We start from the raw sequence: 19,366 nt of genomic DNA, 5'->3' as shown, positions 1-19,366 counted from the left end.
CCCCGATCACGGACGTACGCTCACGAAGGCAGAGCTGAGAGGACACACATGACGACAGCCGAGCGCCCGGGCACCCTATGCGAGGCATTCCAGCGCAACGCGTCGATCGATCCGGACGCCGTCGCGCTCCGCACGCCCGGCGACACCCAGACCATGACGTGGCGCGAGCTCGCCGCGCAGGTGCGCAAAGTCACCGCCGGCCTGGCCGGCCTGGGGGTCGCGCGGGGCGACACGGTGTCACTGATGATGGCCAACCGCGTCGAGTTCTACCCCTTCGAGATCGGCGCCCAACACCTCGGCGCCACTTCGTTTTCGGTGTACAACACGCTGCCCGCCGAGCAGCTGACCTACCTGTTCGACAACGCCGGCACAAAGGTGGCGATCTGCGAGGAGCAATACGTGGACCGCATCCGCGCCAGCGGCGCGCCGATCGAGCACATCGTCTGCATCGACGGTTCGCCGCCCGGCACCATTTCGGTGGACGACCTATACGCCGCCGCGCAACAGGATTTCGACTTCGAGGCGGCCTGGCGGGCGGTGCGACCCGACGACGTCGTCACGCTCATCTACACGTCCGGGACCACCGGAAATCCCAAGGGTGTGGAGATGACCCATGCCCATCTGCTGTTCGAGGCGTACGCCCTCAACGCCGTGCTGCCGTTCCAGTTCGGCGAGCGGGTCACGTCGTATCTGCCGACTGCCCACATCGCCGACCGGGTGATGGGTCTGTACGCCCTGGAGGTTTTCGGCGCCCAGGTCACGGCTGTCTCCGATGTCCGGGCCATCGCCGCCGCGCTACCCGACGTGCGCCCCACGGTGTGGGGCGGGGTGCCGCGGGTGTGGGAAAAGCTCAAGGCCGGAATCGAATTCGCCGTCAGCAGCGAGACCGACGAGGTCAAGCGTCAGGCCTTGCAGTGGGCGATGTCGGTGGCCGACAAGCGCGCCGCCGTCCTGGTGGCCGGCGAGCCGATGCCGGACGAGCTGGCCGCCGAATGGGCCCAGGCCGACGAGTTGGTGCTGTCGAAGCTGCGCGAGCGGCTTGGCTTCGGGGACCTCCGCTGGGCGGTGTCGGGTGCGGCGCCCATCCCGAAGGAGACGCTGGCGTTCTTCCTCGGTATCGGCATCCCCATCGCGGAGGGCTGGGGGATGTCGGAGCTGAGTTGCGTCGCCACTATCAGCCACCCTAGCGATGCGCGCCTGGGCACGGTCGGCAAGCTGCTTCCGGGTCTGGAGGGAAAGATCGCCGACGACGGTGAGTTCCTGGTGCGCGGTCCGCTGGTGATGAGGGGCTACCGCAAGGAGCCCGCCAAGACGGCGGAGGCCATCGACGCCGACGGCTGGCTGCACACCGGTGACATCATCGACGTCGACGACGACGGCTACCTGAGGATCATCGACCGCAAGAAGGAGTTGATCATCAATGCGGCCGGAAAGAACATGTCGCCGGCCAACATTGAGAACACCATGCTGGCCGCGTGTCCGATGGTCGGCGTGATGATCACGATCGGTGATGGGCGGCCGTACAACGCCGCGCTGATGGTCTTCGACGCCGAATCGGTCGGGCCGTACGCGGCCCAGCACGGCCTGGCCGACGCGTCGCCCGCGGCCCTGGCGAACCATCCTGAAGTCATCTCCCGGATCGCCGCGGGGGTGGCCGAGGGCAACGCCAAACTGTCCCGGGTGGAGCAGATCAAACGTTTCCGGATACTGCCCGAGCTCTGGGAGCCTGGGGGAGACGAGATCACGCTGACCATGAAACTCAAGCGCAAGCCGATCATGACGAAGTACGCGAGCGAGATCGAGGAACTCTACGCGCCCGAACTGCACCCGGGCGTGCACGAGCCGTCGTCCGCCGCGACGGTGCAGCCGGCATGAGCGGGGGACCGGGCGCGACCGCTCGCGAATTCGGCCGGGTCGGTGTGCGGAAGCTGCTGCAGCGCACCGGCATTGTCGAGGAGTCGACGACACCGTTGACGACCGACCCGGTGGAGGTCGTCCAACTGCTCGCCGCCCCGTGGTATGACGAGCGGCTGAGTGGGCTGGCCGAGGAGCTCGGGCGCGACCACGACGGCGTGCGCGCCGAGGCCGCGGGCTACCTGCGCGAGATGGCGCCCTCGCTGGACGAGCGCGCGGTGAAGGCGTGGCGCAGCTTCAGCAACTGGCTGATGCGGGCCTACGACGTCCTGGTCGACGAGGACCAGATCGCGCAGCTGCGCAAGTTGGATCGCAAAGCCACTCTGGCGTTTGCCTTTTCGCATCGCTCCTATCTGGACGGCCTGCTGCTGCCGGAGGTGATTCAGGCCAACCGGCTCTCTCCAGCGCTCACTTTTGGCGGGGCGAACCTGAACTTCTTCCCGATGGGCGCCTGGGCCAAGCGCACCGGCACGATCTTCATCCGGCGCCAGACCAAAGACATTCCCGTGTACCGGTTCGTGTTACGCGCCTACGCGGCCCAGCTGGTGCAGAACCACGCCAACCTCACCTGGTCGATAGAAGGCGGCCGCACCCGCACCGGCAAGCTGCGTCCCCCGGTGTACGGGATCCTGCGCTACATCAGCGACGCCGTCGACGAAATCGACGGCCCCGAGGTGTATTTGGTACCTACCTCGATCGTGTACGACCAGCTGCACGAGGTCGAGGCGATGACCACCGAGGCGTACGGAGCCGCGAAGCGGCCCGAGGACTTCCGATTCCTGATCCGGCTCGCGCGGCAGCAGGGTGAGCGGCTCGGCCGCGCGTACCTGGACTTCGGCGAACCGCTGCCGCTGCGCAAGCGTCTCGAGGAGCTGCGCGCCGAGGAGTCCGGAACGGGCACCGAGATCGAACGCATCGCGCTGGATGTCGAGCACCGGATCAACCGCGCCACCCCGGTCACCCCCACCGCGGTGGTGAGCCTCGCGCTGCTGGGCGCCGACCGCTCGTTGTCCATCAGCGAGGTGCTGGCCACCGTGCGGCCGCTGGCGAGCTACATCGCGGCCCGGAATTGGTGCGTGGCGGGCGCCGCCGATCTGACGAATCGCTCGACCATCCGCTGGACGCTGCACCAGCTCGTCGCCTCGGGGGTGGTCAGCGTGTATGACGCCGGCACCGAACCGGTTTGGGGCATCGGCGCGGAGCAGCACCTGGTCGCCGCGTTCTACCGCAACGCGGCCATCCACATCGTGGTCGATCGCGCGATCGCCGAGACGGCGTTGCTGGCGGCCATCGAAGACGCCGAGGGTTCGGTCGACGGGCTGGTGCAGCCGACGCGCGTACGAGACGAGGCGCTGGCCCTGCGCGAGTTGCTGAAATTCGAGTTCCTCTTCTCCGCGCGCGCGCAATTCGAAAAGGAGCTCGCCGACGAAGTGCGACTGCTCGGGCGGGTGGAAGACACGAGCAAGGCCGCCAGCGCGGCCGATGTGCGCGGGCTACTGGAAAAGGCCGACCTGCTCTTGGCGCACCTGGTGTTGCGCCCGTTCCTGGACCCCTACCACATCGTCGCCGACCGGTTGGCCGCCTACGAGGACGAATCCTTCGACGAGAACGCCTTTCTCGCCGAGTGCCTCGAGGTCGGCAAGCAGTGGGAGCTGCAGCGCAGAATGGCCAGCGCCGAGTCGAGGTCGATGGAGCTGTTCAAGACCGCGTTGCGGTTGGCCCGACACCGCGAGCTGGTGGACGGCTTCGAGGACTTGGATATCGCGCGGCGGCGGCGGGAGTTCGCCGACGAGATCGCCACGACCGTCCGGCGGGTCAACACCATCGCGGGCCTGGCCGGGGCGCGGTAAACGGCGTGCGTTCCGCGCGGACGGCGAATCAGCGGGGCCCTCAGCGCACCGGCGGTACGGGAACGTCGGCATGCCGAACCCGGTTCCCGCCAGCACGTTTCGCGTCGTACATCGCGAGGTCTGCCGCGTGTACCAGGCGTTCGATAATCGGCCGATCGACAGTTTCGCCGTTGGCCGGCAGCCGGAAGCCGCTAACGCCCACGCTGGCTGTCACGCCCCAGGGGGTGGCGGCGATGGCCTGGCGGATGGCCTCCGCCACCCGAAGCGCTTGTTCGGTTTCGATCGTCTGGGCGACCAAAAATTCTTCTCCGCCTACCCGGGCGATCAGCGTTTCTTCATCGGCGATGCGCCGCAAATTGTCGGCCACGGCTACCAAGATGCGGTCCCCGGTAGCGTGACCGTAGGTGTCATTCACCCGCTTGAAGTTGTCGAGATCGACCATCAAGACACTCAGGCACGGCGAGCGGCGGTCGGCGGCTGACACTCTCGACGCCGCTCGATAAAAGCCCCTGCGGTTGCGCAAGCCGGTGAGCGGATCGGTCGAGGACTTCAGGGCGTCCACCGACAACCAATGCACGAGCACCTGTCCGCAGAAGGGCACCGCCAGGATTCCCGCGCTGAGCAACAGAAAGTTGGCCGCCGCCATTGATGCGTCACCGGACCAGGCGATCCGCGCGGCGCACACCGCCGCCGTACCCAAAGCGGTGCCGAGTGTGAAAACCAGGAGGCGGGCCGAGTGACAAAAAGCGACGTAGCCCGCGAGGCCACCGAATGCCGCGCAGCCCAGCAGCCCGCTGCGGGGGTCGCCCTCGAGCACGCACGCCGCGCCGATACCGAGTGTGCCCACTATCGAAAACACCTGTGATTGAACGCGCCCGGGCCAGCGCCGTGCCCACACCAGCGCCATTGCCACCAAACAGGCGACGAACGCCGCGGCGATGACGCGTCGCGTGGGCGTCCGCATACCCGAAGGGCTGTTCAGCATCAGCAACGTCGCCGCGGCCAGGATGGACAGAATGGCGACCATCAGGTAGCGGACGAACGGCTTCAATCCGCGTGCGCCTAGGTAATCAGAGAACCACTCGTAGTGGTCGGGCTGACGCCACCACACGCCGATCCAGTGCATTCCGCGACGCCCCTCACACGTACCTTCGCCGTATGGTACTTACCACCGACCGAATCGGGAGGCATTCAGAATTTCGGGCCGTCCCCGCCCTGACCGCACTGGCGCTTCCGCGCAATCGTGGGCACTGGCGACCCGATCAACCAACCGAACGCTGAACGGAATCTCAACATGACCACCGTCGACAATCCCATTCCGCCGCAGGACTTATCGGGGATCGTTGGATGCCGGTTCATCTACACCTACGCCAACGGCTGGCGTTACGAGATGTATGTCAAGAACGACCGGACCATCGACTATCGAATCCATTCCGGCCATGTCGGTGGGCGGTGGGTCAAGGGCCAAGAGGTCGACCTGGTGGCGCTTGACGACGACAGTTACAAGATCTCGTGGACCGAGCCCACGGGCACGTCGGTGGCGGTCAACGTCATGCCCGGCAAGCGGCGAATCCACGGGGTGATCTTCTTTCCCCAGTGGATCCGCCAGCACGGCGACCGCACGGTGTGCTTCCAGAACGATCACCTCGAGGAGATGCGCGCCTACCGCGACGAGGGGCCGACCTACCCGATCTATACCGTGCCCGAATTCGCCTACATCACACTGTTCGAGCGTGTCGGGGCCGACGACGAATCGGTGATCGACATCGCTCCCGGCCAGCTTCCGCCGGGCTGGGCCGACCGCACCAATTGACGAGCCGATTACCGGACTGATTCGATTCGATGGGCAATCATCGCGGTCCAGTCGGCGAAATATTGCTCGTCAGGTGTGCCAATCCCTGGGCTCGAAAACACGATCCGCGTTACCTGCCTTCCGAGTAGGGCATTGATCCCCACGACGGCGATCCGTTTGGCGTCGTCGTGGCCGAGCTTTGGCGCGCAGCCCTTTATCCAGTCGGTCAGCTCGCCGCAGAGACCGTCGATCAATGCGGCGTAGGCCTCGTTCAGGCGGGTCGACTGGTCGGCAGGAGTGCGCGCCGCGACTTGAAGGAATTCACTTTCCCGATCGAGCACACTCGTCAGATATCGACACAGCATGGACAGCTCGGTACGCAGGTCGCCTTGTCCGGCGAACAGGGCGCTGATGTCGTGCATCGCGCGGCGGCGGTCGAGTTGGCGGTCGATGCCTGCGGCGAGTAGCGCTTCTTTGGACTTGAAGTGGTTGTAGAGCGCACCGCAGCCGGGAACCAAGCCGGCCGCCTTCTCGATTTGGTTGATGCTCGTCGCGCGGTAGCCCTGCTGGCTGAAAAGCCGCATGGCCTCCGTCACGAGCCTTTCCTTCGTCGAGGTTTCCACCTTGACCGCCCTATATGTATACGCTTATATTCTGTAGTAAGTCACTATATCAGCGCAGCTGGACGGAGGGGGCCAATGGCACCTACCGATCGTCCGGTGCCCCGCGGCCGTGTGCGCCGCACGATGCCAATGGCCGGCTTCACAGCGCGCGCGGCCGGCGGTCGCATGCTTGCCGGCCTGCGGCAGAAGGCCGGTGACGCGGGCGCGGTGGAGCGATTTCACGAACGCACCGCCGAGCGCTACGCGGAATTGCTTGGGCACTCCAAAGGTGTACTGATGAAGGCCGGACAACTGGTCTCGATGGTCGACGCGGCGTCCGTCGGTGCCGGGGAGTTGTCGCCGTATCAGAACGCCCTCACGCGGTTACAGGCCGACGCTCCGCCCATGGATTCCGCACTTGCGCTGGAAGTGTTGGAGGCTCAGCTCGGGAGACCCGCCGACGTGGTCTTCGCCGAGTTTTGCGGGGAGCCTATGGCGGCTGCCTCTATTGGACAAGTGCATCGCGCCGTGATGCACGATGGCCGCCAAGTCGCTGTGAAGATCCAGTATCCCGGTGTGGCGCAGGCGATCCGGGACGACCTGTCCAATACCGAGCTATTGGCGACGGTCTTCCGATTCGCCGCGAGTGCGGCCGGCGCACTAGGGGCAACGATGCCCGACATCGAGCATGCCGCCAATGAGATTTCTGCCCGTATCACCGAAGAGGTCGACTATCGGCTCGAGGCCGCCAACATCATGGCGTTCAGTGACTTGTACCGCGGGCATCCATTCATCCGTGTGCCCGATGTCGTCCCGGAGGCGTCGGCCGATCAGGTGCTGACCATGACGTACGTGGACGGGTTGGATTGGCCCGGGACCCGCGACGCCGACCAGGACCTCAAGGACCGCTGGGCCGAAGTGATCGCACGGTTCGTCACCGGATCCTATCGTCACGCCAACCTGTTTCACGCCGATCCACATCCGGGAAACTATCGATTCGGCGAGGACGGCACGGTCGGATTCGTCGACTTCGGCTGCGTGAAAGTCCTGTCTGAGCAGCAGCGTCGACGGATCGTGAGCATGGTGCATGCGGCGGTGAACCGGCACAAGGGCGCAGTGCGTGACCTGATGAGTGAGAGCGGTTTCTTCGCCCTCGAGTCCACGCTCACCGCCGATGAAACCTACCAGTGGTGGCAGGGAATCATCTACGAGCTGCTGGCGCCGCAGCCGGTGACCTATACCGACCAGGCCTCCCAACGCGCCGTTCAGACCTTGCTTGATCTGCGCTCGTCTGATCACCCGTTGCGCAGAATGTCTGTACCGCCCGACTTCGTGTTCTTTTCCCGGCTCAACTTGTCAATGAACGCGATCTTCACCGCCCTGGGGGCCACAATGCACGCCCGGGCAATGCTCGACGACATGGACGGCGTTGCCGCGCCAGTAACCGAACTGGGCCGCCAGCACGTTGCGTGGGTCCGCGACCGCGGCCTGCCCTTCGGAATGGACCCCCGTGGCGACGCCTGACCTCGCCAGTGCCCGGCTGCCGTGGGACGCGGCGAACCCCTACCCCTTCTATGAGGCGAGGCGACGGGAGGGAGCCGTGGTGTGGGACGACATTGCCGAGGCATGGCTCGTCCTGAGTTACGACGCTGCCCGGCAGGTGCTCGGCGGTACCGGCTGGACCAGCGACCCGCTGGCCAACCCGCTCGCGCGGGCAGCCATGGCTGCCGCTATCCCCGACGTGACAAGTAACTCAATGCTTTTCGCCGACGGGCCAGCACACCAACGCCTGCGCGGGTCGGTTCGCGACGTATTCACCAGATCATTCGTCACCAACCTCGCCGGGGGCATCGAGGCGATCGCCTCGACGGTGATCAACCAGCAACCTGCCGGCGCGGAATTCGACTTCATGGCCGAAGTTGCTCTTCCGCTACCGGTCGCCGTAATCGCCGCATGGCTCGACCTGAATCCCGCTAGCACCGAACTTCTGCGTGAGGTGTCCCCGGTGATCATTCGCATGCTGGGGACGCTCGCCGACCCCGATGAGATAGCCGCCGGCGCGGTCGCCATGGCCACACTTATGGCCGACTTCTTACCGATGGCGGCCGACCGGCGCGCCCATCCCGGAGACGACCTTCTCAGCTTCATCGCCGCCGACCCCGAGCTATCGCTCGAAGATGTCGTCATGACGGCCATCCTCATCGCCGTTGCCGGTCACGAAACGACCGCCAATGTCTTGGGCGCCGGACTTGTGCGGCTGCTTTCTCGCGACCCTGGCCGAACCTGTATCGCCGACAATGTCGAACCCACCGATCAGGCGATTGTGACTGAACTCCTGCGCCTGGACGCACCGGTACAGTCCACCGCGCGCACCGCCACCGCTAACCACATCGTCGGTGGTGCAGAGATCTCTTCAGGGCAAAGCGCTCTCATCGCGATTGCCGCCGCCAACCGCGATCCCGCCGTATTCGACGAGCCTAGCCGCTTCAGGCTTGACCGCCATGCGCCAGCGCCCTTGTCGTTCGGTTATGGGGCGCATTACTGCCTTGGAGCCGCCTTGGCCCAGCTTGAACTCGCCGTCGTCCTGCCCAAAATCCTTAGCCGGCAACCCTGCCTGTCCGGGCCGGTGGGGTGGCGCGACACCCCGGCCATCCGAGGGCCGCTGACGGTTCCCCTGATTTTCCGCAGCTCATAGCGCGATTCGACGAGGGAAGGGGCGCATGCGGGTATTCGTTGCCGGTGGCACCGGAGCAATAGGCAGGTATGCGGTTTCGGCCCTCGTCGCTGGGGGACATACCGTCTCGGCCTTGGCGCGCAACGAAGCTAAGGCCCGCCTTTTGCGCGACCTTGGCGCCACACCTGTGCTGGTGTCGCTGTTCGACCGCTGCGGCCTGGCGGCGGCGTTCACCGGACACGAGGCCGTGGCGAACCTGGCATCTGCCCTGCCGTCACCGCAGCGCTTCATCCTGAAGTCGGCTTGGGCCGAATGCCAGCGCATCCGCACCGAGGGATCGGCAGCCGTGGTCGATGCAGCCATCGAGGCCGGCGTGTCCAGGTTGGTACAGGAATCGGTCGTGATGATCTATCGCGACGGCGGTAGCCGACCGCTCGATGAGGACTGTCCGACTGACCACTATCCCAACGCGGTGGGTAACCACGCAGCCGAGTCCAACGCCGGTCGACTGCGCGGAAGCGGCTGCGCCGCCGTGGTTCTGCGGTTCGGCATCTTCTATGGTCGGGGCGCCGCGCACAGCGAACAGATCATGGCAATGGCGCGCCGGCACGTTGGATTCCAACCGGGCCGCCCGAACGGATTCGTGTCGTCAATTCACCTCCGCGACGCCGCCGGTGCGGTTGTTGCGGCCCTGGACTGTGTGCCCGGCACCTACAACGTCGTCGACGATGAGCCCGTGACCGCCCGTGACAACACCCTGGCGATGGCCGATGCCGTCGACGCCCGACCATGGGTCATCGGGCCCGGACGTCTCGCGCTGCTGCTCGGGGACCGCACCACCTCCATGACCCGGTCACTGCGCATCAGCAACGCCCGCTTCCGATCAGTCACCAAGTGGAAGCCCGTGTACCCGAGCGTGCGCGAAGGCTACCGGGCGATGGCCAACGCCCAGGACTGAACCTGGCGGGCAAACGTGGAGCCAGGTCGGCGCCATTCGAAACGCATTGGCGCACCGGCCGCACGGTTTTTCGGCCCAGACCGAACCGGTACTGAAGACCGAGGGTGGGTAGCGTTTGGTGGCGGATCATGCTGTCGCGCTTGGCGAATGATGACGGTCGCACTCCGCGGAGTTGGTAGCCGAGATTTGTCGTACCCCCCTGCGATGATGAAGTCATGTCCTCGATCGCGTCGCCTCCCGCGGCGGTGAGCCCTAACCAGCGTCTCGAGGTGTTGTTCGATGAGTTGGCCGAGTTGGCCGGTCAGCGGAACGCGATTGATGGGCGCATCGTCGAGATCATCGCCGAAATGGATCGCGACGAGCTCTGCGGCGCCACGGGCGCTCGGTCGGTCGCGGCGTTGGTCGCCTGGAAGCTCGGCTGCTCGTCGGCGAACGCCCACACGCTCACGACCATCGCGCGCCGGCTCGAGGCGTTCCCGCGCTGCGCGCAGGGCATGCGAGAGGGTCGACTGTCACTGGATCAAGTCGGCGTCATCGCGGCGCAGGCGGGTGATGGATCTGATAAGCACTACGCGGAGTTGGCGCGCTGCGCCACGGTCAACCAGCTGCGCACCGCGGTCAAACTGGAACCGCGACCCGAACCCGATTCTCGGCCGCAACCGCAACCCTCGGTCACCAAGACCTCCAGCAACGAGTTCACTTCTTGGCGGATAAGACTTCCGCACTGGGATGCGGCGAAGTTCGACGCGGCATTGGCGTCTCATCGTGACGCGCTGATCGCCGAGTGGAAGCACGATCGCGGCAATCGAGGCTGCGCATCCGATGCCATGCCGCCGTTGCCAGGCACCCTCGAGGCGTTCATGCGCCTGGTCGAGGCGGGATGGGACGCCGAGGCGTTCCGCCGCCCGCACGGGCATCACACCACCGTCGTGGTGCATGTCGATGTCGAGCAGCGCGCCGCCGTGCTGCATCTGGGTCCGCTACTCACGGACGCCGAACGCCGATACCTGACCTGTGATGCCACGTGTGAGGTTTGGTTCGAACGGCACGGTGAGGTCATCGGCGCCGGCCGGGCGACCCGCCAGATCAACCGGCGGCTTCGCCGCGCACTCGAGCATCGCCACCCCACCTGCGTGGTTCCCGGCTGTGGCGCTACCCGCGGTTTGCATGCACACCACATCCGGCATTGGGAAGACGGCGGCCCAACAGAGTTGGCCAACCTGGTGCTGGTATGCCCATATCACCACCGGTCGCACCACCACGGGGTAATCACGATCACCGGATCCGCCGACGCCCTCGTCGTCACCGACAGCTCGGGCCGACCGCTAAGTGCGGGATCGCTTGCGCGTGCGCCCAACCTTGCCCGGCCCGCCGTCCCGCCATGCCCCGGGCCGACAGGCGAGCGCGCCGACTGGTGGTGGTACGAACCCTTTCAGCCGCAGCCACCGCCGAACACCAACTAGGTGGGTTAGCGGACCAACGGCTGATTGGTGCTCGCCGCGACGCAGATAACCACCCACCGTCGGTTCGCCGAGAACGCGTTGGGCACGCTCTTCACATGATTCGAATGGCCACTCCGGAGGATGCGGGCACGATCGCCGACATTTATGCGCCGTATGTGCGCGACACCGCGATCTCGTTCGAGATGGTGCCGCCCAGTGCGCAGGGGATGCGATCGAGGCTGGTTACCACGCTGCCCCGCCTCCCTTGGCTGGTCATAACCAATGGCGATGCCATCGTCGGGTACGCCTATGCCGGCCCACACGGCGACCGGGCCGCCTACCGCTGGTCTGTTGACGTGTCCGTATACCTGGATAGGTCATGTCACCGGCTGGGGTATGGTCGCCGCATCTACACCGCCTTGCTCAACCTGCTTGCCGCACAGGGATATATGAACGCCTACTCGGCCGTTGCGCTGCCCAATCCGGCAAGCGTCGGCCTGCACGAGGCGACGGGCTTCACCCGCGTCGGCGTCTTCGATGGTGTGGGCTTCAAGGATGGGGCGTGGCGGGACGTCGGCTGGTGGTTCCGCCCGTTTGCCGACCGTCCCGCGCAGCCCAGCGACCCGCGGCCGTGGTCGGCCCTACCGGCCCGCACACTTGAGTCTGCGCTCGACCGGCACACTGGATAGTGGTCCGGAGACAATCTGGGGCAAGCAGCGAATCGAGGAGTCGATGAGTGACAAGCCCGGCGGGCAGGCCCGCCCGCTGATCGCGTTCACCACGCAGGACAACGCGCCGCCGATCACACCGGCCCCCATCAGCCGGCCGTGGATGTCGCAGATGCGCAACGGTTGGCCGAACCGGTGCCTGCCGATGCTGATCGCCAACCAAAGTGGCTGGGAACTGCGCAATCCGAGCGCCTTCACCGCCACGTGGATGGGCGGGGACGACAGCCTGGGGGTGATCATCGCGCCTGACCGGCGCGACCCCGGTCAGCTGCTGCCGTTCAGCCATTTCGGTCACGGCATCCTGACCTGGCACCTGCCGATGCTGTTCCGCACCCCGCCGGGCTACAACCTGTTGGTCCGCGGGCCGGCGAACTACCCGAAGGACGCCGTGTCCCCGCTGGAAGGGATAGTCGAAACGGACTGGGCCACATCGAGTTTCAGCATGAGCTGGCAGATCACCCGCAAGATGATGCCGGTGCGCTTCGATGTCGACGAACCGATCTGCATGATTGTCCCGCAGCGCCGGGCCGAGCTGGAAGAGTTCGCCCCGGAAATCAGGCCGATCGACTCCGACGAGGAAGTGCGCCGTAAGCACGAGTTCTTCCTGCGTTCACGCAACGAGTTGGGGCAGGCACAAGCCGCGACCAACATCGCTTTGGGTGAAAAGGTACCGTGGCAAGGCGACTACACGCGCGGCAGGCATTCCGATGGGGAGGCCGGGGCCCCCGATCACCAGACGCGGATCCACCTGCGCCCGTTCGTCGAGCCACACGGGGAGAAGCAGCAATAGACTCACCCCGCGTGCGTCGCGGTCAGCTCCGGGATTCGCGTCGGCGCCTGGGCCGATGATCCGGCCCAGCCGATGTACCCGTCGGGGCGCACCAGTACCGCGGGCCCGCGGTCGGTCCGCTCCGCCTGCAGCATCCCGAGCGCATCAACCGGTGGGGCGCCGTGTTCGCGCACGAGGACGAAACCTCCGGTGCGCTGCAGTTCGGTCAGCCGTCCCTCGGTCAGCGGGATCGCGGTGGCGCGGGTGCCGACCAGGCCGCGGCGGCCGTAGCGCAGCGTCGTGCCCGCGAAACTGCCCGCCACCCGGTCCCGTACGGCCGGAACCCGAAGCAGCCTGGGCGCCAACAGGTTCCGCAGCCACCGCGCGGGCCGCGGATGCAGCGTCGCGGCGCGGGCGATCAGCCCGGACTGGATCAGGACGCGCTTGCCGATCGGGTGGCGTTCGTCGTGGTAGCTGTCCAGCAGCCGGTCGTCGGCGCCGCCGAGCACCACGTCGATCTTCCACGCCAGGTTGGCTGCGTCCTGAACGCCGGTGTTCATGCCCTGGCCGCCCATGGGGGAGTGCACGTGCGCGGCGTCGCCGGCCAAGAACACCCGCCCGTGGCGGTACCGCTCGACTTGCCTTTCGTCGCAATGGAATCGGGACTTCCAGCTGACCTCGACCACGCCGTAGTCGGTGCCCATGCCGCGGGCCAGGATGTCGACGATCTCCGCGTCCTCGACCGGTTCGCCGTCGGGCACCTGATGATCGCGGTCCCACACCATGGCGCGATACCACGAGCCATCCGGGTCCTGGCGGTTGTAGGGGGCCAGAAATGCCAGGACGTCTCCGGGCGCCGCGACCGTCAGGCCCCCGCCGGCCGGTCCGTGGGCCAGCTTGACGTCGGCCAGCACGATCGACGTCAGCACCGTCTTGCCGGGGAATCCGGCGCCCACCAACCGTCGAACGGTGCTGTGCGCGCCGTCGGCGCCGATCACGTACCGCGCCCGCCACGTCTGCCGGTGCGCCGGATCCTCGTCGTCCTTGGGGCGGGCGGTGACCGTCACGCCCTCGGCGTCCTGCTCGAGCGCGATCACCTCGATGCCGCGCCGGATCTCGGCGCCCTGGGCCTGCGCGTAGCGGCGCAGCGCGGCATCGACATTGGTCTGCGGGGTGACCAACACGAACGAGTAGGGCGAGTCGAGATGGGTGAGGTCGATCTGCGCTCCGGCGAACAGCCGCACGCGCGGCGCGCGGTGCCCGAGGGCCAGCAGGTCGTCGGCCAGCCCGCGCGCGTCGAGCAGTTCCAGCGTGCGCGCCATGGTGGCGAACGCGCGGCTCGACGGGTTCTCGGTCGGCCAGCGTTCCAGCACGGTGACCGAGCGCCCGGCGCGAGCCAGGTCACCCGCGGCGGTCAGGCCGGTGGGGCCCGCCCCCACCACTAGGACGTCGACGTCGTGGGCCGTCATCGCGACGCTCCTTCCGGTTGCGGGTACCAGCGGCGGATGTCGCCGGGGGTGGACTGCGCCGCGCGGTTGAAGACGAAGCGGCAGCCCGGCTGGGTCACGTGCGCGGCGTTGACGATCGACTCGAACAGCAGGGTGTTGCCGGCGACCAGGCGTATCCCGGCCCCGATCAACACGGCGTCGTAGCGCTTGGCTTCCAGCCAGCGCCGCGCCTTGCCGGCGCCCGCGGCCCCGAAGCCGATCAGGCAGTTATCGACCTCGTAGCCGGCGGCGCGCAACCCCGCGACGTTGTCGTCGTTGGCCAACCGCAGCGCATCCCTGGACAGCCCGGCGAACTGCGCGAAGTCCGGTGACGAGTAGTCGATCACGTCGGGATCGAGCCCGATTTGGATGACGGTGACGGTCATTGGAGAACCTCCTCGGCGTTGAGTTCAACAATTGTTGAACTAAACGCTAGGCCCGGCCTCTGGCCGTGTCAACAGTTGTTGAATACAATCTGGCTATGCCCGCGAAAGCCCGTGACGGGAAGGTCACCCGCGCCACGATCCTGCGCGTCGCGCGCGCTCAGTTCTCCACCCAGGGCTTCGAACGAACCACCATCCGCTCGATCGCGTCGGAGGCCGGCGTCGATCCCGCGTTGGTCATGCACTACTTCGGCAGCAAGGCGGATCTGTTCGCCGCCGTGTCGCGGCTCGAGGTCAGCTTTCCCGATCTCTCCGGCGTCGCCCCCGAGCGCCTCGCGGACGTGCTGGTGCCGCTGTTCGTCCAGGTGTGGGATCCGCACGGTTCCTTTCTGCCGCTGCTGCGCGCGGCCGCGACCAATCGCACGGCCGCCGACACTCTGCTGGCGGTTTTCGTCGAGCAGGTGGCCCCGGCCCTGGCGACCGTCACCCCCGACCGCGCCGTGGAGCGGGCCGCGTTGGTGGGCTCACAGGTGCTGGGAATCGCGATGGCCCGCTACGTCGTCGGGGTGCCGGCGCTGGCCGAGATGGACGACGCGACGCTGACCGAATGGGTGCGCCCGGTGCTCGCGCGCTATCTGACGGGCCCGGCGCCAGAGCTTCCTGCCGCCGGCCCGAGATGAAAACGTGAGCTCCTTCGTCAACGAACAACCTGGCACCGGCCAGCGCCAAACCGCTTGAGCCGCCCGTGATCACCGCACCTTGCCGTCAAGCTTTCCCACGATCACTCCATCGGGCGATTACCCGGCCGGCGAAGTCAAGCATCTGGTCAAGGCTGGGGAACATGGCGAAAGCATCCACGATCGCCTCATCGGCACCGGACCCGGCGAGGCGCTCGAGCCGGCCGACGACCGAGTCAACGGACGTGCCCGGTTCGAGGTTGATCCGCAGGGCCGTCTTCAACGCGTCAGGATCGCGGCCGGCGTCCTGCGCCGCACGGCGCGCAATCGACCACAAGTGGTCGGTGACCTCGTCCTGCAGCCCCTCGACCCCGAGCCAGCCGATGCCGCTGCGGCCGACCCGGCGCATCGCGGCCTCGCTGGCACCGCCGATCCAGATGGGCGGACCACCGGCCTGGACCGGGCGCAGGTCGGCATGGACAGGCGGCAGGGAGAAGAACTCGCTGTCCCAGGACACCGGGGTCCTCGTCCACCACTCGTGCAGAAACGCCAGCAGGTCATCGAGCATCCGCCCGCGCCGGCGCCAGTCCGCGCCGCGGGCGATGTCGTGCTCGTCCTTCATCCACCCGATTCCGACGCCAACGTCAAGGCGGCCTTCGCTGAGAACGTCGAGCGTGGTCAGCAGCCGGGCCAGGTGCACCGGCTCGTAGTAGAACGTGCTGAGCGTGCTGGCGTTCAGCCGCACCCGGCTCGTCGCCGTCGCGGCGACAGTCCACAGCAGCACCGGATCGAGGTAACGGGTCATCTGCGGCGGGTACGGCTGTTCCTTGCCCGGATAGGTGCTGTGCATGTCCACCGGCGTGACCAGACGATCGCCCACCCACAGCGTGTCGTAGCCAAGATCCTCGAGTCCACGGCAGAACGCGCTCAGGCCAGTGGCGCTGCTGATTGCGGGCCCGACGATGGGGAGTGCGAAACCGAGCTTCATCGCAAGAGTCCTCTTCTATCGTTTCAATGATCCATCAACTATTACTTTGGGGCGCACGTGCGCTCGTTTCTGGACCGCGCGGTGCGGCTCAGCCGGGAACGGTGGCGCCGAGGGCGAAGTCGAAGTTCCCCACCCCATGGCGGGCGAGGCCCATCATGACCAGGCCCGTTCCTTCCAGCCAGTGCGCCATGTTCAAGCCGCCGACGTCGAGCGGGCGCAGCCCGAGGCTCTCGATGAACGCCGCCACGCCCGCCTTGGCGCGCGAGTCGTCGCCGGCGATGAACACGTCGAGCGGCCGGCCCTGGGCCAGGACGACACCGAAGATGGTGTTGAATGCCTTCACCACGCTGGCGCTGGCCGGAGCCGCCTTGGCAACTTCCTGCGCGATCGAGGTGTCATCGGGGATGGCCAGCCCGTCGGCCGCGGAATTGAAGGGGTTGCTGATCTCGACAATGACCTTGCCCGCGAGGGCATCTCCGTACTGGGCGACGACCGGAACGACGTTGGCGTACAACAGGGCCACGACGACCAAGTCCCCGGCAGGAACGGCGCCGAACTCTCCAGTCGTGGCGCCGCTGCCGAGAGCCTTGGCCAGGGCGGCGGCCTTGGATTGATCGCGGCCGATGACCTCGACGGTGTTGCCGCCTGCTATCGCCAGCTCGCCGATGGCGCGGGCCATGTTCCCGGTGCCGATGATGCTGATGCTGCTCATGAGGTGTCCCGTCTTTGAATAACGAACGAAAAAGGTTGACTCGTCCACCTTAGGTCCGGTTTGATGATGCGTCAACCAATTCGCGATAGCATGGAGGCTAATGGAACCGAACTGGCTGAACCCTCGCGAAGACCGCGCCTGGCGGGCATTCCAGCATGCGCATCATCAGCTCGACGTGCACCTGAACCGGGGCCTGCAGGAATCGGGCCTATCGGGGGCCGACTACGAGGTCCTGGCGGTGCTGTCGGCTCACGACGGGGATCGCATGCCCGCCCGCGACCTGTGCAACACACTGGGCTGGGAGAAGAGTCGCGTCTCCCATCAGGTGAAACGGATGCAGAAGGACGGGCTGATCTGTCGGGAGCCCAACCCCGACGACGCCCGCAGCACCATGGTCTGCCTGCTGCCGGCCGGCCGCGCCGCCATTGAGAAGGCGGCGCCGGGGCACGTGGAGGACGTCCGCCGGAACTTCATCGACCTGCTCACCCCGGCTGAGCTCGACATGCTCGCCGCCCTCAACGAAAGGGTCCTCCGCCACCTGGCCAAAGACGACGACCCGCCTGCCGACGGCGAGCCCTCATAGCCCGGCCTCGCAGGTTTGCACCCGGCATAGAGTTGGGGCATGCCACTTTCTGGGGAATACGAGCCGAGCCCATGGGATTGGGCCCGCGAACAGGCCGAGAAGTACGAGCAGTCGGGCGGGACCGAAGCCACCGATATGAAGGGGAAACCCATCATCGTGCTGACCACCGTCGGGGCCAAGACGGGCAAGCTGCGCAAGACCCCACTGATGCGGGTCGAGCACGACGGCGAGTACGCGATCGTCGCCTCACTCGGCGGGGCCCCGAAGCACCCCGTCTGGTACCACAACGTCGTCAAGAACCCCCGGGTCGAGCTGCAGGACGGCGGCACCACCCGCGAATACGACGCCCGCGAGGTGTTCGGCGACGAGAAGGCGCTCTGGTGGGAGCGCGCCGTCGAGGCCTGGCCGGACTACGCCGAATACCAGAAGAAAACGGACCGCCAGATCCCGGTGTTCGTGCTGACCCCGGTCGGCTGAATTCCGGAGTTGATCGGCTGCCATGGCACCATTGATCAGTGTCCGCCGAACTGAGCCATCACCCGAGCGTCGCGCCGCTGTGCGCGGCTGACATCGACGGCGCGGCCAAGCGGATCGCCGCGGTGGTCACGCCGACCCCGCTGCAGTACAGCGACCGGTTGTCGGCGATCACCGGCGCGCACGTCTACCTCAAGCGCGAAGACCTGCAGGTGGTGCGTTCCTACAAGCTGCGCGGGGCCTACAACCTGCTGGTGCAGTTGTCCGACGAGGAGCTGGCCGCGGGCGTGGTGTGCTCGTCGGCGGGCAATCACGCACAGGGCTTCGCCTACGCGTGCCGGACGCTGGGGGTGCACGGCCGCGTCTACGTGCCCGCCAAGACCCCCCAGCAAAAGCGGGACCGCATCCGCTACCACGGCGGTGATTTCATCGAGCTGATCGTGGGCGGAACCACCTACGACCTGGCCGCCGACGCCGCGCTGGCCGACGTCGAACGCACCGGTGCCACGCTGGTGCCGCCTTATGATGACCCGCGCACCATGGCCGGTCAGGGCACCATCGCCGTCGAGGTGCTGGACCAATTGGACGACGAGCCGGACCTGGTGGTGGTCCCCGTGGGCGGTGGCGGCTGCATCGCCGGCATCACCACCTACCTGGCCGAGCGGACGACGAACACGTCGGTGCTGGGTGTCGAACCGGCCGGGGCCGCCGCGATGATGGCCGCACTGGCCGCCGGCGCGCCCGTGACACTGGACCACGTCGACCAGTTCGTCGACGGCGCGGCGGTGCGCCGCGCGGGCACGCTGACCTACGCCGCGCTGGCCGCCGCGGGCGACATGGTGTCGATCACCACGATCGACGAGGGGGCGGTGTGCACCGCGATGCTGGACCTCTATCAGAACGAGGGCATCATCGCCGAGCCGGCGGGCGCGCTGTCGGTCGCGGGGCTGCTGGAGGCCGACGTCGAGCCCGGCTCCACGGTGGTGTGCCTCATCTCGGGCGGCAACAACGACGTGTCGCGCTACGGCGAGGTGCTGGAACGCTCGCTCGTCCACCTCGGCCTCAAGCACTACTTCCTGGTGGACTTCCCGCAGGAACCGGGTGCGTTGCGCCGGTTCCTCGACGAGGTGCTGGGGCCCGACGACGACATCACGCTGTTCGAGTACATCAAGCGCAACAACCGCGAGACCGGCGAGGCGCTCGTGGGCATCCAGTTGGCTTCGTCGGCCGATCTGGACGGTTTGCTGGCGCGGATGCGGGCGACAGAGCTGCACGTCGAACGCCTCGAGCCCGGCTCACCGGCCTACCGCTACCTGCTGTTCTAGACCCCGCG

19 protein-coding genes and 1 pseudogene are annotated in these 19,366 nt (G+C 66.9%); 13 read left to right on the top strand and 7 right to left on the bottom strand.

Going from position 1 to position 19,366, the window contains the following annotated elements; genetic code table 11:
* Positions 1–48: 48 nt before the first annotated feature.
* Both fadD11 and A5750_RS10450 read left to right on the top strand, forming a co-directional pair.
* On the top strand, positions 49–1,875 hold the full coding sequence (fadD11, locus tag A5750_RS10455) for a fatty acid--CoA ligase FadD11 (protein WP_066953285.1): 1,827 nt from the start codon (positions 49–51) through the stop codon (positions 1,873–1,875).
* A complete protein-coding gene (locus tag A5750_RS10450) occupies positions 1,872–3,764 on the top strand; it encodes a lysophospholipid acyltransferase (RefSeq protein ID WP_067262608.1) in 1,893 nt (630 codons plus the stop codon). Before fadD11 ends, A5750_RS10450 begins: the two co-directional genes overlap by 4 nt.
* A 40-nt stretch (positions 3,765–3,804) precedes the next feature.
* Here A5750_RS10450 and A5750_RS10445 read toward each other — a convergent pair whose 3' ends face one another.
* Positions 3,805–4,890, bottom strand: coding sequence for a diguanylate cyclase (locus A5750_RS10445; protein ID WP_067262605.1), 1,086 nt, complete (start codon positions 4,888–4,890; stop codon positions 3,805–3,807).
* A 168-nt stretch (positions 4,891–5,058) separates the two neighbouring features.
* On the opposite strand from A5750_RS10445, the gene A5750_RS10440 reads away from it, so the two are divergent.
* Positions 5,059–5,577 (top strand): phenolic acid decarboxylase, encoded by a 519-nt coding sequence (locus A5750_RS10440; RefSeq protein WP_067262630.1) that lies wholly within the window; start codon positions 5,059–5,061, stop codon positions 5,575–5,577.
* Between the two features lie 8 nt (positions 5,578–5,585).
* Here the strand turns inward: A5750_RS10440 and A5750_RS10435 are convergent, their stop codons facing one another.
* Entirely contained in the window at positions 5,586–6,140 is a 555-nt protein-coding gene (locus A5750_RS10435; RefSeq protein ID WP_067262625.1) for a TetR/AcrR family transcriptional regulator, read from the bottom strand.
* A gap of 114 nt (positions 6,141–6,254) precedes the next feature.
* Between A5750_RS10435 and A5750_RS10430 the strand changes: the two genes are divergently transcribed.
* From A5750_RS10430 to A5750_RS10405, 6 genes are all read left to right on the top strand, one after another.
* Positions 6,255–7,682 (top strand): AarF/ABC1/UbiB kinase family protein, encoded by a 1,428-nt coding sequence (locus A5750_RS10430; protein ID WP_082959084.1) that lies wholly within the window; start codon positions 6,255–6,257, stop codon positions 7,680–7,682.
* The gene (locus A5750_RS10425) at positions 7,669–8,853 is read left to right on the top strand and encodes a cytochrome P450 (protein WP_067262601.1); all 1,185 of its coding nucleotides are present in this window, start codon (positions 7,669–7,671) and stop codon (positions 8,851–8,853) included. Before A5750_RS10430 ends, A5750_RS10425 begins: the two co-directional genes overlap by 14 nt.
* A 25-nt stretch (positions 8,854–8,878) precedes the next feature.
* Positions 8,879–9,790, top strand: a complete 912-nt coding sequence (locus A5750_RS10420; protein WP_067262599.1) for an NAD(P)-dependent oxidoreductase — start codon at positions 8,879–8,881, stop codon at positions 9,788–9,790.
* A 215-nt stretch (positions 9,791–10,005) separates the two neighbouring features.
* Entirely contained in the window at positions 10,006–11,253 is a 1,248-nt protein-coding gene (locus A5750_RS10415) for an HNH endonuclease signature motif containing protein (RefSeq protein ID WP_067262595.1), read from the top strand.
* Between the two features lie 104 nt (positions 11,254–11,357).
* Complete coding sequence (locus tag A5750_RS10410) at positions 11,358–11,921, top strand: arsinothricin resistance N-acetyltransferase ArsN1 family B (RefSeq protein ID WP_067262621.1); 564 nt, start codon at positions 11,358–11,360, stop codon at positions 11,919–11,921.
* A gap of 43 nt (positions 11,922–11,964) precedes the next feature.
* Positions 11,965–12,750 carry a DUF6065 family protein gene (locus tag A5750_RS10405; protein ID WP_066953277.1) on the top strand — a complete coding sequence of 262 codons (786 nt, stop codon included), beginning with the start codon at positions 11,965–11,967 and terminating at the stop codon, positions 12,748–12,750.
* Positions 12,751–12,752: 2 nt separating this feature from the next.
* Here the strand turns inward: A5750_RS10405 and A5750_RS10400 are convergent, their stop codons facing one another.
* A complete protein-coding gene (locus A5750_RS10400; protein ID WP_067262591.1) occupies positions 12,753–14,198 on the bottom strand; it encodes an FAD-dependent oxidoreductase in 1,446 nt (481 codons plus the stop codon).
* Positions 14,195–14,602: a hypothetical protein gene (locus A5750_RS10395; RefSeq protein ID WP_067262587.1), complete on the bottom strand. Its 408-nt coding sequence runs from the start codon at positions 14,600–14,602 to the stop codon at positions 14,195–14,197. Before A5750_RS10395 ends, A5750_RS10400 begins: the two co-directional genes overlap by 4 nt.
* A 95-nt stretch (positions 14,603–14,697) precedes the next feature.
* Here A5750_RS10395 and A5750_RS10390 point away from each other — a divergent pair, with 95 nt between their 5' ends.
* Positions 14,698–15,279 carry a TetR/AcrR family transcriptional regulator gene (locus A5750_RS10390; protein ID WP_066953272.1) on the top strand — a complete coding sequence of 194 codons (582 nt, stop codon included), beginning with the start codon at positions 14,698–14,700 and terminating at the stop codon, positions 15,277–15,279.
* Here the strand turns inward: A5750_RS10390 and A5750_RS26300 are convergent.
* From A5750_RS26300 to A5750_RS10380, 3 genes and pseudogenes are all read right to left on the bottom strand, one after another.
* Positions 15,251–15,378, bottom strand: a pseudogene (locus A5750_RS26300) (SDR family NAD(P)-dependent oxidoreductase); the annotation flags it as partial. The gene A5750_RS10390 and the pseudogene A5750_RS26300 sit on opposite strands and share 29 nt — an antisense overlap.
* Positions 15,365–16,264, bottom strand: coding sequence for a TIGR03619 family F420-dependent LLM class oxidoreductase (locus A5750_RS10385; protein WP_066953270.1), 900 nt, complete (start codon positions 16,262–16,264; stop codon positions 15,365–15,367). The pseudogene A5750_RS26300 and the gene A5750_RS10385, both read right to left, overlap by 14 nt.
* Before the next feature lie 88 nt (positions 16,265–16,352).
* Positions 16,353–16,976: an NADPH-dependent F420 reductase gene (locus A5750_RS10380; protein ID WP_067262583.1), complete on the bottom strand. Its 624-nt coding sequence runs from the start codon at positions 16,974–16,976 to the stop codon at positions 16,353–16,355.
* Positions 16,977–17,076: 100 nt separating this feature from the next.
* Between A5750_RS10380 and A5750_RS10375 the strand changes: the two genes are divergently transcribed.
* Genes A5750_RS10375 through ilvA form a run of 3 tightly spaced genes read left to right on the top strand, consistent with a single transcriptional unit; the run spans position 17,077 to position 19,358 of the window.
* Complete coding sequence (locus A5750_RS10375) at positions 17,077–17,559, top strand: MarR family winged helix-turn-helix transcriptional regulator (protein ID WP_066953266.1); 483 nt, start codon at positions 17,077–17,079, stop codon at positions 17,557–17,559.
* 39 nt (positions 17,560–17,598) lie between these two features.
* Entirely contained in the window at positions 17,599–18,036 is a 438-nt protein-coding gene (locus A5750_RS10370) for a nitroreductase family deazaflavin-dependent oxidoreductase (RefSeq protein WP_067262580.1), read from the top strand.
* Positions 18,037–18,074: 38 nt separating this feature from the next.
* On the top strand, positions 18,075–19,358 hold the full coding sequence (gene ilvA, locus A5750_RS10365) for a threonine ammonia-lyase (protein WP_067262575.1): 1,284 nt from the start codon (positions 18,075–18,077) through the stop codon (positions 19,356–19,358).
* Positions 19,359–19,366: the final 8 nt, after the last annotated feature.

Origin of the sequence: Mycobacterium sp. 852002-51613_SCH5001154 (assembly GCF_001667425.1) — a bacterium.
Taxonomy (GTDB): Bacteria; Actinomycetota; Actinomycetes; order Mycobacteriales; family Mycobacteriaceae; genus Mycobacterium.
This window is presented reverse-complemented; position numbering and strand designations above follow the sequence as displayed.